Genomic DNA, 14,002 nt, shown 5'->3' with positions numbered 1-14,002 from the left:
TCCCCTTTTAGCTAACTGTTGACAGTGTCTTTTCTGTCTCTTTTTCGTCGTTTACTCGTTCCACTTTTGCTCCTAATTTTTGAAGCTTTTCGTGGAATTTATAGTATCCGCGATCTAAATATTCTAGATGTGATACACGTGTAATACCTTGGGCACGTAATCCTACTAAGATCAACGCAGCAGCAGCACGTAAGTCAGTTGCTTCTACAGCAGCACCTTGTAATGCTTGACTACCATTAATAATAGCGATATTGCCGTCCATTTTCACATCAGCATTCATTCGCTGCATTTCTTCTAAGTGTTGGAAACGATTTTCAAAAACAGTCTCTGTTACAACACTTGAACCATCTGCAACCATTTGAATCGCAGTCATTTGTGCTTGCATATCTGTTGGAAAACCAGGATGCGGTAGTGTTTTAATATCAGTTGGTTTGATCACTTTAGGACCAATAACGCGTAAACCGCCTCTTTCTTCACGGATAACAGCGCCCATTTCGGTTAATTTAGAAATAAGTGGACGATTATGTTCAGGAATTGCTTCTTCGATCAAAACATCTCCTTCGGTCATCGCAGCTGCAACCATGAATGTACCGGCTTCAATACGATCTTGAACAATTGAATGTTCAACGGCATGAAGTTTATTCACCCCTTCGATACGCATCATTTCAGTACCCGCACCGACGATTTTGGCTCCCATTTTATTTAGGATGTTCGCTAAATCTACGATTTCGGGTTCTCTCGCGACATTCTCAATCACGGTCGTACCTTTGGCTTTAACAGCCGTCATCATGATATTTTGAGTCGCCCCAACACTTGGGAAATCTAAATAAATCGTATTTCCGATCAATTCATCAGCAATCGCTTCAATGTAGCCATTTTTCTGAATGATCTTCGCACCTAACGCTTGGAAGCCTTTTAAGTGTAAATCGATTGGTCGTTTACCAATCGCACATCCACCAGGCATAGCAACTTTAGCATGGCCGTTGCGAGCCAATAAAGGACCCATGACAACAATCGATGCTCTCATTTGACTAACATACTCATAATTTGCTTCGATGCCTAAAGGTTGCGTTGCATCTATAGTGACTTGGTTATTTTCTTCATTAAATTCGATATCTACATTTAAGTGTTTGATTACTTGGTTCATTGTAAAGACATCAGAAAGAATCGGCACATTCGTTAATGTTGTTGTTCCTTCTTCTGCTAAAAGGGTAGCTGCTAAAATTGGTAATACTGCATTTTTAGCCCCTTCGATTTTCACAGTTCCTTTTAATTGGTTACCACCATGAACAATGATCTGTTCCATTTTGTTCCCCCCAAAAAAGTTAGAATTGGATGCTTCGACCCAAAATCTTTTCTATTATACCACTATTTAACAACAAATTGTATCTTTTCTTTTTATTTGTCAATCCTCATGGAAAAAATACACTAAATAAGTTACGGCATAACGCTAGAAACTCTAAGAAAAATGAGCTTACAGTGAAGCCGATAACTATTGAAAATAATACGATCAGTAAGCGTACTTGAGAGGTTTGATGTGTCTTAAAAAACTGCTCTATTCTGATAGATTGCATCGCCCAAAAGCTAACATAAATAAACATCATATGGCAGATGATTCGAATCACTGCATCAACACCAAAAAATTGCATAACTTTCTCCTTAATTAAAAAAAGTAGTGGGCTCATCTAACTTCGACTGAAAAAACAAAAACAGAGTTGTGACGTTTTGGTCACAGGGATAGTTGCTATTTTTCTGAACGATTTCTTAAGCCTCATTAAGTAATATAAAGATAGTTTATCATAGATTGTCTCAAACAAAAAATAAAGATTCTTAACTTTTATATAAATAACATATGTATACTGTTTTTTTACTATAAGAGATGGCTGAGACAGCTCATTTTCGTTGTCTCAGCCAACCATAAATTTACGTATGTTTTGACACATTGATCCGATTGATTGCTCGGTGAAGTGCAACTGTTGCACGGCGTAATTCATCTGTGTTAGCATTTTCCTTCGCTTTTTCAATCATACGTTCAGCTCGTTGTTTAGCACGTTCTGCACGGCTTACATCGATATCTCTTTCACGTTCTGCACTATCGGCAATGATCGAAACGACATTATCACGAACTTCCATAATGCCGCCATTAACAGCAATCCAATCGACATGTGTATCAGAATCAGTTCTTTTTACGCGAACTTCATCAATCGCTAAAGGAACGATGATCGGTGCATGTTTAGGTAAGATACCAATTTCGCCATCTGTTGTTTTTGCAACAACAATCGCTGCATGATGATCATAAACCAATCCATCAGGAGTCACCACATTGACAGTTAAATAATCCATTTCTGTGTCTCCTCCTTATTAGTAGTTCAACGTTTTAGCTTTTTCTATAACATCTTCAATTCTACCAACGCTACGGAAAGCTTCTTCCGGTAAATCATCATATTTTCCATCAAGAATTTCTCTAAATCCTTTGACTGTATCAGCAACCGGAACGTACGATCCTGGTTGTCCTGTAAATTGTTCAGCCACGTTAAAGTTTTGTGATAAGAAGAACTGAATGCGACGGGCACGACCAACCAAGATTTTTTCTTGATCAGACAATTCGTCCATCCCTAAAATGGCAATGATATCTTGTAATTCACGATAACGTTGCAATACGTGCTGGACTTCTGTCGCTACAGCATAATGCTCGTCTCCCACAACTTCTGGTGCTAAAGCACTTGAAGAGGAGGCCAACGGATCCACCGCTGGGTAAATACCCATTTCAGTCAATCGACGTTCCAAGTTAGTTGTTGCATCTAAATGAGCGAATGCTGTTGCAGGAGCAGGGTCAGTATAGTCATCGGCTGGCACATAGATTGCTTGAATCGATGTGATGGAGCCTTTTTTAGTAGACGTGATCCGCTCTTGTAATTGCCCCATCTCAGTTGCAAGTGTTGGTTGGTACCCAACCGCTGAAGGCATACGACCTAATAAGGCAGAAACCTCAGAACCAGCTTGCGTGAAACGGAAAATATTATCAATGAACAATAACACATCTTGACCTTCAACATCACGGAAATATTCTGCAATTGTCAAACCAGTCAAAGCTACACGCATACGTGCACCAGGAGGTTCATTCATTTGTCCAAAAACCATGGCTGTTTTTTCAATAACACCAGAGTCTTTCATTTCAAAATAAAGGTCATTCCCCTCACGCGTTCTTTCACCAACACCGGTAAACACAGAGATACCACCATGTTCTTGGGCAATATTATGAATCAATTCTTGAATCAAAACGGTTTTACCAACACCGGCACCACCGAAAAGCCCAACTTTACCACCTTTTAAATAAGGTGCTAGTAAGTCGATCACTTTGATTCCTGTTTCTAAAATTTCATTACTTGTGCTTAATTCGTCGAAAGCTGGGGCTTTCTTATGGATACCGCTACGGACTGCATCTTCTGGAAATGGAGCTTCTAAGTCGATTGTATCACCTAAAACGTTGAATACACGACCCAATGTTTCTTTCCCAACTGGGACAGAGATCGGTTTTCCAGTATCGATAACTTCCATTCCTCGTTGAAGACCATCTGTGGACTCCATTGCGATTGAACGGATAATACCGTCACCTAATTCTAAAGCTACTTCTAAAACGACTTTTTGTTTTTCTTCGCCATTTTTGTAAACGACTAATGCATTGTTTATATCTGGTAAGGATTGATCTAGTGAAAATTCCACGTCAACAACGGGACCGATTACTTCAACAATCTTTCCTGAACTCATGTGTCTTTCCTCCATTTCGTTTGAAGAGGTATAAAAGTGTCGGGCTTTCGACATTTTATGCCCTAACGAGGTCGTGATAAAAACCTGTCTCCTTCTATTACTTCGTAAGAACTTCTTGCCCTATAGGCTCAAGTTTTGATTATTACTCTAACGCAGCTGCGCCAGCTACAATTTCGGTGATTTCTTGTGTAATTGCGCCTTGACGAGCTCGATTATAGGAAATCGTCAAGTCACTAATAATATTTTGTGCATTATCAGTGGCGGTTTTCATCGCGGTCATCCCAGCAGCATGTTCTGCTGTTTTCGCATCAATTATTGCGCCATAGATCAAGCTTTCTGCATATTGAGGCAATAAATTATCTAAAATCGCTTCTTCTGAAGGTTCTAAAATATATTCCTGCTCATAGGTTGTTGCTTCGTCTGGATCTAAATCAGAAATCGGTAGCATTTTCTCTACACGAAATTGACTTGTTAGTGAATTGATATGGTGATTATAACAAACATACAACTCATCAAACACTTCATTTTCATACATACTTGTTGCTGTTGAAACAATTTTTCTAACTTCATCAAAACTTGGTTGATCACTTAAACCACGAAGTTCATATGCAACATTTATTCCACGTGCTTTAAAAAAATCTGCGCCAGTTCCGCCGATTGCAACCAAAACATACTCATCTTGCGATTCATGATCATCTGCCATCATTTTCATCGTTTGTTTCAAAATTGAACTATTATATCCGCCGACCAATCCTTTATCAGAGGTGATGACGATATAACCGGTTCTTTTAACTGGACGTGATGTCAGCATCATATGAAAGTTGCCATTTTCTGATGCTTCCCCAGAATTATATGAATCCAATTCTTCCAGATCACTTAATTGAGCAGCAACAAGATGCGTAACGATAGAACGGATTTTTGAGGCGTATTCTTGAAAGCTTCTAGAAGCCGCTTCTGATTTTGTCAATTTAGCACCAGAGACCATCTGCATGGCATTAGTAATTTGACTTGTTTTTTTAGTTGAAGCAATGCGTTGTTTGATTTCATTTAATGAAGCACCCAATTCTTGTCACCTCTCTTACGCATTTTGAATTGATTCAAGTGTATCTTTAGCTGTTGATCCTGTTAAATTAGCAGCATCAAAAATTTCTTTAAATTCGTTGATTGCAGCATCTAGGTCTTCTGATTTTGGCAAGTCTTTCGTTGTGCGGATCGTTTCAAATAATTCAGGATGTTTTCCGTCTAAGAAGTCGAATAATTCTGATTCAAAATCCAGAATTTTAGCAACACTGATACTATCTAAAAATCCATGAGTTAACGCATATAAAATCACAACTTGTTTTTCTACAGCGAGTGGTGCGTGTAATTTTTGTTTTAAAATTTCAACTGTACGACGGCCTCGGTTTAATTTGGCTTGTGTTGCCGCATCTAAATCCGAACCAAATTGAGTAAATGCTTCTAATTCACGGTAGCTTGCTAAATCTAAACGAAGCGTACCTGCTACTTTTTTCATTGCTTTGATTTGAGCTGAACCACCAACACGTGATACTGAAAGACCGGCATCAACAGCTGGACGAGTCCCTGCATAAAACAAATCACTTTCTAAGAAAATTTGTCCATCAGTGATTGAAATAACGTTTGTTGGAATATAAGCTGAAATATCTCCGGCTTGGGTTTCAACAAATGGTAGGGCCGTCATTGAACCGCCACCTAATTCGTCACTTAATTTTGCCGCACGTTCTAGCAAACGAGAATGTAGATAGAACACGTCACCTGGGTAGGCTTCACGACCTGGAGGACGGCGTAATAGTAATGATAGTTCACGATAAGCTACCGCTTGTTTTGATAAATCATCAAAGATAATCAAAACATGTTTGCCGTTATACATGAATTCTTCACCCATCGCAGCTCCTGCATAAGGGGCAATGTATAGTAATGGCGCTGGTTGAGAGGCTCCTGCATTTACGATGATTGTATAATCAAGTGCACCATACGCTCTTAAAGTTTCAACTTGGTTACGTACAGTTGATTCTTTTTGACCAATCGCAACATAGATGCAAATGACATCTTGCCCTTTTTGGTTGATGATTGTATCAATGGCAATAGATGTTTTACCTGTTTTACGGTCACCGATGACTAATTCACGTTGTCCACGGCCAATTGGTACTAATGCATCAATTGCTTTAAGACCTGTCTGCATTGGTTGATCGACCGATTTTCTTTGCATAACGCCTGGTGCAGCTGCTTCTACTGGACGAGTTTTCGTTGTCTTGATTTCGCCTAATCCATCGATTGGCTGACCTAACGGATTAACAACACGTCCAATCATTGCTTCACCAACTGGAACCTCCATGATTTTACCCGTACGTTTTACTTTATCGCCTTCTCGAATAGTCTCAAAATCACCTAAAATGATAATACCGACATCATTGGTTTCTAGATTTTGCGCCATTCCATATGACCCGTTAGAAAATTCAAGTAATTCTCCACTCATCGCATTTTCTAAGCCATGGGCACGAGCGATTCCATCCCCAACATATGTGACAGTCCCAATTTCTTCGACTGCTAATTCTTGTTGATAATTTTTGATTTGTTCCTTAATCAAGGCACTGATTTCTTCTGCTTTGATAGCCATTCAATTCACCTCTTTATTGTGCTGAACGTTATTTTAATAACAATTCTTGGATTCGTTGTAATTGTTTGTGGATACTACCGTCGATGACTTTATAATTGGCTTCTATGATGACTCCGCCAACGATTTCAGGATCGATTAGATTGATTAAATTAGCTTGTTCGTACCCTAAAAGTTTTGCTGCTTTTTCTTCCATCAGTTGATGTTGTTCTTTGGTTAATGGAACTGCCGTCAAAGCTGTGCCTAAAAGCAAGCTCTTATGTTCATCATAACGTCTTTCATACTCATCGATCATCAATAATAAATCATTCATACGACTATAGTTATAAACAACGTATAAGAAGTTTTCTATTGTTCCTTCAAACCCGCTAACTAATTGTTTCATGATTTCATCTTTTTCGTATGGTTCAAGACGTACATCGCTTAAAATATCGCCTAATTCTGGAACTTCGTGAAAAATTTCTCTAAGTTTTAATAAGTCTTGATAAATGCTGTTGGCTTCTTGTTTTTCAATTGCCAATTCAAACAAAGCTTTACCGTAGCGTTTACCCACTGTGTACTTATCTAGCTTCATTTGACTTACCTAAACCTTCAATATAAGAATTGATCAATGAATCATGTGCATCTGGTGTCAATTCTTTGTTTAAAATTTTCTCTGCAATTTGTAAAGACAAACTCGCTACTTCATCTTTAACAGATGCCAATGCTTCTTCATGCTCTTGAGAAATGTCGAGACGCGCTTTTTCTCGTAAACGTGAAACTTCATCATTGGTTTCTGCTAAGATTTTTTGACGGTTTTGGTCTCCATTCTCTTTCGCATGTTTGATAATTTCTGCTGCTTCTGATTTAGAAGAAAGTAGTTTTTGTTGACGTTCTTCTTGTAGTTTAGCAGCTGCGATTCGAGATTGTTCTGCAGAATCTAAATCGTTGGCAATTTTATCTTCACGTTTTTTTAACATATCAGTGATTGCTTCCCAAGCGAATTTCTTGATTAAAAGCATCAAAATTAGAAAAGCGCCACTTACGACAATCATTGTGCCAATTGTTGTACTTGGTCCTGCTTCACCGATTACTAAATGATCTAGCATGAAGTTTCAACTTCCTTTCTCTGCAATTCTCTGTGGTGGTTGGCTACTATTTTTTGTATAGCATAGTTTAGTCCACCTTATTTTAGTGAAAATTGGTATTTCTTTTAAAATAGGTTACTGTTCATCATCAGCTCTGCCTTTTGGTTAGAACTTTGAAGTAAGCCTGATGTTTTTGGCAATCTTCTTTGTTTTTGGAAAAGCTTGGTGTTTCTTTTTTATAGGTTACTTCTCTCACTTCGTTCGCCAAGTACTGCTCATCATCAGCTCTGCCGAAGGCAGTCGCTGTGATTCGCAGCAAAGAAAGCAGTAACGCGTGGCGTTTTAAAAACTCAGCGTCCTGCCTTCTAAAGGGATTATTTAAGCACTAATAGCAATGCAATAACTACACCTAGAATAGGAACCGCTTCGATTAGGGCTACCCCGATAAACATTGTTGTTCTAAGTTGTCCAGCCATTTCTGGTTGGCGTGTCATTGATTCGATTGTTTTTGAGATAACTTTTCCGTTACCATACGCTGCTCCGACTGCTGCTCCGAAAACTGCGATTGCTGCTGCAATATAATTTAATCCGTCCATTTTTGTTTTCCTCCTAAGAAATAGTTGTTTTTTTATTTAGTGTTTATTCTTCGACTTCAACTTTGTGAGCCATGTAAACCATTGATAGTGTTACGAATATAAATGCTTGAATCGCACCGATAAAAAGTGAAAAGGCTAACCAGATCATTTCTAATGGTATTGCGAGCGGAATCGTCCAGAGTCCTACACTAGATACAAGTCCTGCAATCAATCCAAGTAATACTTCACCGGCAAAAATATTTCCGTATAAACGTAGCGCCAAAGTAAGCAAGTTCGTAAATTCTTCCATTAGCTTAATTGGCATTAAAAAAGATACTGGGCTTAAAAAACTATTTCTGAAATATCCTTTTAGTCCAAAACGGCTAACACTGAAGAAATGTGTTAATGCAATCATGATCAATGCTAATGTCAACGTAACCATCGGATCGGCTGTTGGACTCTTCCAATACGTATAATCACCGATAGCGACTTTTGTCACTAAACCAATGATATTCGCAACCAAAACGAACATGAACATCGTGAATGCTAGTAGGTGAAAATTTGTTACTTCTTTACTTGGCATATTGTCGGTAATGATTCCTCGAACAAAATCAATAGCATACTCAATTACATTTTGTTTGCCTTTTGGTTTCATTTGAATATTCCTTGTGCAGAAATATACTATCCCAAAGACAATGACACATGTTAACAGAACCATTAAACAAATCGTTCCGTCAAACCAAATTGGCCCAATCTTGAAGAGTAGTGTCTTCTCTTCCAAATTATTTCACCTCTTTTCCAACAAACTTGCGAGAAGCTTACAAGGCTTCTATTTCTTAACCACACGTATCATACCACCAACGATGAATAATTTCAAAAGAATTTCATGAAAATTGGACACTTCTTTTAATATGACAAAATAGTAAAAGAATAAGGTCCAGTTAGTACTTGGCGGTACAATAGTCAGTTACTGAAAAAACGATGAAAACTCATCATTTCCATTACACTCTACCAAATTTTACACCTAAGATAAAGCAAAGAAAATAAATATGCGAAAAAGAATAAAATCAAGTTTAAAATGATGTCATTTTATTCAAAAAATAAATCAATATAGATACATTAACGTAAATTATTTTTTAGTGTTCTGCTTATTTCACGATTGATTTCTTTTCGTTTCAAATCTTCTCGTTTATCGTATTGTTTTTTCCCTTTGGCTAGACCGATCAACACTTTAGCATACCCATTGCGGATATAAACTTTTAATGGAACGATCGTGATTCCGGTATTTTTTGTTTCAGCAATTAGTTTAGCTATTTGCTTTTTGTGCAGTAATAATTTTCTGGTCCGTAAAGGATCATGGTTGAAAATGTTTCCCTGCTCATAAGGACTGATGTGAACATTGAGCAGATATGCTTCGCCATTTCTAATTCTGGCAAAACCATCTTTTAAATTGATTCGCCCGTTTCGAATTGATTTTATTTCTGTTCCTTGTAGCACAATTCCAGCTTCCATTGTATCAACAACAGTATAGTCATGCCTTGCTTTACGATTTTGGGCAATCAGCTTGCCTTCCCCTTTTGGCATACCCATTCCTCCGTTTTCTATTTTTTCTTCTGTTTTTTCGTCTTTTTCTTTTTCGCTACTTCTTTATAAAATGGTTTTTTGCCTTTTTTCTTGTTTTTCTTTTGCGCAAAAGGTTTCTTATCTGTCTCTTTGCGATCAAACGTGCGTTTTCGGCGACCATCTTGGCGTTTCTTTTGTTTTGGTGCTTCAATTTTTTCGACTTCTTCTGCTTCTAAAAATTCAAAATCGATTTCTCTGGTTTCAGGATCGGCTTTGTCTACTTTGACTTTAACTTTTTGACCGATTTTTAAGGTCATTCCTGTTCGTTCCCCGACAAGAGCCATGTGGTTTTCAATGAAATGGAAATAGTCCTGCTTTAAATTATTGACGTGGATTAAGCCTTCGATTGTATTCGCTAATTCTACAAACAAACCAAAACGCGTCACTGAACTAATAATACCGTCATATTCTTCACCAATTTTATCAGCCATAAATTCAGCTTTTTTCATTGAGTCAACTTCACGTTCTGTTTCAACTGCTCGGCGTTCCATTCTTGAACTGTGGTCGGCAATATCTGGTAAGTCTTGCGCCCATTTTTCTTTTCGTTTTTCAGAGACTTTCCCCTCATAACTACGGATCAAGCGATGAACGATCAAATCCGGGTAACGACGGATTGGTGACGTAAAGTGCGTATAGTATTCTGCTGCTAAACCATAGTGACCATAGTTATCTTCTGAGTATCGTGCTTGTTGCATGCTCCGAAGTAACATTGTATTGATGACTGCTTCTTCTGGTTTGTCAGCGACTTGTTCTAAGACTCTTTGTAAGTCTTTTGGTGTAATATCCGTCTTGGTTCCTTTAACTAAAATACCTAATACCGCTGCAAAATCGAAGAATCGCTGCATTTTTTCTTCTTTTGGTTGTTCGTGGATCCGATAAATAAATGGTAATTTCAATTCATTGAAGTGCTTAGCAACTGTTTCATTCGCTGCTAACATAAAAGATTCAATCAAACGTTCTCCAACGCCACGTGTACGCAGTAAAATGTCATGGGGATGACCTTGTGGGTCCACTAAGACTTTAGCTTCACGATCCTCAAATGAAATTGCTCCACGTTTTTCTCGCATTTGCTCAAGAATTTGATGTAGTTCGCCCATTTCGTTAAACATCGTTACTAACTTTTTATAACGTTTCATTGTTTCTGGCTTTTGTTCTTCTAACATTTCATTGACAGCCGTATAGGTCATTCGTTCAGTCGTTTGAATCACACTTTGGAAGATATCATGATTGACAACATGTCCTTCAGGCGTTATCTCCATCTCACAGCTCATTGTAAGTCTTGGCACATTAGGATTCAGTGAGCAAATACCATTAGACAGACGTTGTGGAATCATCGGTACTACTCGATCAGTTAAATAAACACTCGTTCCTCGTTCATATGCTTCTTGATCCAATTCGCTGCCTTCAGTGACATAATAAGAAACATCTGCAATATGCACGCCTAAGAAATAATTGCCGTTTTCTAATTTACGGACTGTCACTGCATCATCTAAATCTTTAGCGTCTTCCCCATCAATCGTGACGATCATTTGATCACGTAAATCTCTGCGACCTTCCATATCCGCTTCTGAAATAGTGTCTGGTACTTGGTCTGCTTCAGCGATTACTTCATCAGGAAAACTTGTTGGAATACCATGAGCTACGACAATCGACAAAATATCCATGCCTGGATCATTTTTGTGACCGACTACTTTTTTAACGATCCCTTCTAAACTCTTCGGGTATTCTTTTTCAGGATAGTGGGTCACTTCTACAATCACGATACTACCATCAACAGGTTTGATTCCTTGTGCTGCAATATTAAACGTTAAACCTGTCATTTTTTTATCTTTGGGCACAGCATATCCATATAGATCTGATTCGCTTACTTCTTTTTCATCATAAGCGACAAATTCGCCAACGACTTGTGTGATTGCACGTGTTTTGATTTCTACTATTTTTCCTTCAGCCCCTCGATCTGAAAAAGCATCTGCTGGCTGGACGATGTCGATGACAACAATATCGCCATCCATTGCAAAGTTAACAGCTTCTTTTGGAATATAGACATCTGCTTCTTCAGGGTCGATGGTCACAAACCCAAACCCTCGTTCATTCGCACGAAACGTCCCTTCGATATCTCCATTTTTTTGCGGTAAACGAATTTTTCCTTTTTTATTGAATTCTACTAATTTTTCGCGTTCCATTGTTGCAACAGTTTGAACCAACAGCTTAAAATCTGAGCTCTTTTGCAGTTGCAAGCCTTCTGCAATTTCTTCCATGGAAAAGCTTTTTTTTGTATGGTTTTCCATAAAAGATAGGATTCTTTCCTTGATAGTTTGTTTTGTCATTCTTTCTCCTCATTCCAAGACAATGTACTTAAAAATGCCATCACGTCTTGTTCTAATTGTTTATGATCTGGTCCAATTGTCAGCACATGTCCGCTATTTGGATACCAGTTTAATGTAAATCGTGTTTGGGTCAACGCTTGAGCTGTCTGATAGACCCCATGTGGGTCAATCATTTCATCACTTCCAGCTTGAGCCATAAAAACAGGAACTTTAACTTGTCCCAGATTATTTGCTGTTCGTTCTGAAAAAGATTGAATGTCTTTTAATTGAGCGAATGATGCATCTTTGATTTTAACCATTCGTTCTGTTCGTTCTTCCGCTAAGACACCAGCTGTTTTTAGCACCTTGTCAGCGTAAAGGACAAAATTTTCTGGCACCTTATTTTTGACTGGGAAAATGGGTGAGCAGAAAAAGCCTCCACCGATAATGCCTTCTACTTGGCTTGTCAATGCACTCATCGTAAAAATACCACCCATTGAAAGACCAAAGACAGCAATTTGCTGGTACCCTTTATCTTTTAAAAACTGCACGGCATCTCGTGTATCTTGCCACCAATCATTCGTATTTTTTTCCAAAATATCCTCTGGTGCCATGGTTGCGTGCCCAGAAAAATTAGGAGAATATACGGTATAATTTTCTTTCTCTAAAAAACGGCTCAACATCCGAACATCGTTACTACTTCCTGAATAAGCGTGCAACAGTAACACTGCACGGGAACCATTTTGCGTAAATAATGGTTTAGGTAGACTTATTGTTTTCACTATCTGATTCACCTCATTCTCATTTTAGCACATTATTCGTTGAAAACCTTGTGAAAAGAACGTTCTTGCAAGAACTTTTCAGAGCTCGCATCCATTTTTTAATCAAAGAAAAAAGAGCCTAGGACATAACTAAAAAGGTTATGTTTCAGGCTCTTAGTAACCGAATAAACGGTGGGCGCAGAAGCAACTCCTTCGGAAATAAGCCGAAATTCACAAAAATTTGAAGAGCAATTTTCGTAAATTCCTTCTTATTTCTCGGAGTTCAACACTTCTGTCCCAACCTCTTCAAAGGTCTTACTTTGATGATAATAATACTAAAATAAATAATAGTAACATCCAAACAGCACCAATAATTGCTGTTGCGCGTTGCATAACAGCTTCAAATCCACGTGCTTTTTGTTTACCGAAAAGTTTATCTGCGCCACCTGTAAAAGCACTTGCTGCACTGTTTTGTTTACTTGGTTGCATCATAACGGCAATAACCATCACTACTGATAGAATGATTACAAGTGTTAAAATAAAATTATACATAGTCTAATTCTCCCTTATTCACAAAATACATCTATTATACTTTAGCATATTTTTAATTCAAATACCAGTTCAATTTGAATTCCTTTGATTTTTTCATCTAAATTGTATGAAAAAACGATCTGTACTTCTTCTTTCAGTACAGATCACATTTTCTATGTTCTTAGAACATCATGGTACTCAGTTTTCTCATCAAACTCTTTTTTGGCAAATGGACATAGCGGAATGATTTTCTTTCCTTCACGACGCGCTTTCTCTACTCCTTTGAAGACTAACTTCTCGGCTAACTTTTGACCTCTATAAGCTGGGTCTACAAACGTGTGATCAATGATCATCATTTTATCTCCGGCATTTGACCATGTCATTTCACCGATTTCTTTGTTATCGTCATTTAACAATACAAAACGTTCTTGTTCTTCTCTGATTTCCATCTTTATTTTCCATCCTTTCGAATGTATTTTAAGGCGCCACTTGGACAGGTATTGATTACACGAATATTTTCTTCAATACCAGCATTGTCAGCAATGATCCACGGTCTGCGCCCTACTTCAAAAACATCTGGATTACCCAAAACACAGTTCCCAATATGAGCGCAAATATCTTTACTATAATAAATATCCAGCTCTTCTCCTAAATATTTACGATAGCCTTGGGCTAAAAGCATTTCTTCTGTTACTGGTTTATCCTTTATTTTGCTACCATCCATGATAGTTCCTCCTTT

General features: G+C 38.0%; 16 protein-coding genes. All 16 read right to left on the bottom strand.

Annotation, left to right across the window (positions count from 1 at the left end; all coding sequences use genetic code 11):
* Positions 1-7: 7 nt before the first annotated feature.
* Positions 8-1,306: a UDP-N-acetylglucosamine 1-carboxyvinyltransferase gene (murA, locus tag AC1PU0_RS05580; protein ID WP_206849047.1), complete on the bottom strand. Its 1,299-nt coding sequence runs from the start codon at positions 1,304-1,306 to the stop codon at positions 8-10.
* Positions 1,307-1,412: 106 nt separating this feature from the next.
* Positions 1,413-1,649, bottom strand: a complete 237-nt coding sequence (locus tag AC1PU0_RS05575) for a DUF1146 family protein (RefSeq protein WP_069654649.1) — start codon at positions 1,647-1,649, stop codon at positions 1,413-1,415.
* Between the two features lie 274 nt (positions 1,650-1,923).
* A complete protein-coding gene (locus tag AC1PU0_RS05570; RefSeq protein ID WP_069654650.1) occupies positions 1,924-2,343 on the bottom strand; it encodes a F0F1 ATP synthase subunit epsilon in 420 nt (139 codons plus the stop codon).
* An 18-nt stretch (positions 2,344-2,361) separates the two neighbouring features.
* A complete protein-coding gene (atpD, locus tag AC1PU0_RS05565; protein ID WP_069654651.1) occupies positions 2,362-3,768 on the bottom strand; it encodes a F0F1 ATP synthase subunit beta in 1,407 nt (468 codons plus the stop codon).
* A gap of 142 nt (positions 3,769-3,910) precedes the next feature.
* On the bottom strand, positions 3,911-4,831 hold the full coding sequence (locus AC1PU0_RS05560; RefSeq protein ID WP_069654652.1) for a F0F1 ATP synthase subunit gamma: 921 nt from the start codon (positions 4,829-4,831) through the stop codon (positions 3,911-3,913).
* A gap of 15 nt (positions 4,832-4,846) precedes the next feature.
* The gene (gene atpA / locus AC1PU0_RS05555) at positions 4,847-6,403 is read right to left on the bottom strand and encodes a F0F1 ATP synthase subunit alpha (protein WP_111247974.1); all 1,557 of its coding nucleotides are present in this window, start codon (positions 6,401-6,403) and stop codon (positions 4,847-4,849) included.
* Between the two features lie 28 nt (positions 6,404-6,431).
* Positions 6,432-6,974 carry an ATP synthase F1 subunit delta gene (atpH, locus tag AC1PU0_RS05550; RefSeq protein WP_479998770.1) on the bottom strand — a complete coding sequence of 181 codons (543 nt, stop codon included), beginning with the start codon at positions 6,972-6,974 and terminating at the stop codon, positions 6,432-6,434.
* Positions 6,961-7,488 (bottom strand): F0F1 ATP synthase subunit B, encoded by a 528-nt coding sequence (gene atpF / locus AC1PU0_RS05545; protein WP_069654655.1) that lies wholly within the window; start codon positions 7,486-7,488, stop codon positions 6,961-6,963. Before atpF ends, atpH begins: the two co-directional genes overlap by 14 nt.
* Before the next feature lie 353 nt (positions 7,489-7,841).
* Positions 7,842-8,063 carry a F0F1 ATP synthase subunit C gene (atpE, locus tag AC1PU0_RS05540; RefSeq protein WP_069654656.1) on the bottom strand — a complete coding sequence of 74 codons (222 nt, stop codon included), beginning with the start codon at positions 8,061-8,063 and terminating at the stop codon, positions 7,842-7,844.
* Between the two features lie 43 nt (positions 8,064-8,106).
* A complete protein-coding gene (atpB, locus tag AC1PU0_RS05535) occupies positions 8,107-8,823 on the bottom strand; it encodes a F0F1 ATP synthase subunit A (protein WP_111247976.1) in 717 nt (238 codons plus the stop codon).
* A 338-nt stretch (positions 8,824-9,161) separates the two neighbouring features.
* Entirely contained in the window at positions 9,162-9,626 is a 465-nt protein-coding gene (gene smpB, locus AC1PU0_RS05530) for an SsrA-binding protein SmpB (RefSeq protein WP_010765521.1), read from the bottom strand.
* Positions 9,627-9,643: 17 nt separating this feature from the next.
* Positions 9,644-11,992, bottom strand: a complete 2,349-nt coding sequence (gene rnr / locus AC1PU0_RS05525; protein ID WP_206849048.1) for a ribonuclease R — start codon at positions 11,990-11,992, stop codon at positions 9,644-9,646.
* Positions 11,989-12,756, bottom strand: a complete 768-nt coding sequence (locus AC1PU0_RS05520; protein WP_422851646.1) for an alpha/beta hydrolase — start codon at positions 12,754-12,756, stop codon at positions 11,989-11,991. The genes rnr and AC1PU0_RS05520 overlap by 4 nt, the downstream gene beginning before the upstream one ends.
* 291 nt (positions 12,757-13,047) lie before the next feature.
* The gene (gene secG, locus AC1PU0_RS05515) at positions 13,048-13,284 is read right to left on the bottom strand and encodes a preprotein translocase subunit SecG (RefSeq protein ID WP_010765524.1); all 237 of its coding nucleotides are present in this window, start codon (positions 13,282-13,284) and stop codon (positions 13,048-13,050) included.
* A 152-nt stretch (positions 13,285-13,436) separates the two neighbouring features.
* A complete protein-coding gene (locus tag AC1PU0_RS05510) occupies positions 13,437-13,712 on the bottom strand; it encodes a GNAT family N-acetyltransferase (protein WP_206849050.1) in 276 nt (91 codons plus the stop codon).
* A 2-nt stretch (positions 13,713-13,714) separates the two neighbouring features.
* Positions 13,715-13,987, bottom strand: a complete 273-nt coding sequence (locus tag AC1PU0_RS05505; protein WP_069654660.1) for a (4Fe-4S)-binding protein — start codon at positions 13,985-13,987, stop codon at positions 13,715-13,717.
* Positions 13,988-14,002 lie beyond the last annotated feature (15 nt).

The sequence above is a fragment of the Enterococcus sp. XAF26B05_ASV22 genome (assembly GCF_056727285.1).
This window is presented reverse-complemented; position numbering and strand designations above follow the sequence as displayed.